Here is a 326-nt window from a genome sequence, read left to right on the forward strand (position 1 = left end):
TCCCTGCTCCCAGCAGGAACAGGACGAGCCGGATGCTCCAGCGTGCGGCCAGGCGGCTCGTGCCCATGATACCTTTCCTCTCCTCTTGCTCTCAGGAATGGGTAAGGACAACAGTGGTATAACACCGGGCGTTCCCGGAGCAAAGGGCCACAGGCGCGTCTTGCCCTGTCCGGGCAGCGGCCATTTGGCAAAAATCACCAGCGCGTTGGGAGACATGCTGGGGGGGGTAGCGTAGATCGCTGTGGGAGGCAAATGGAATTGTAGGGGCAGCCCCCTGTGGCTGCCCGTCCTCTTCTGTTGGCGCACCCCGTCAGGGCATAATCACA

The organism is Desulfurellaceae bacterium (genome assembly GCA_021296095.1).
Taxonomy (GTDB): Bacteria; Desulfobacterota; Binatia; order Bin18; family Bin18; genus JAAXHF01.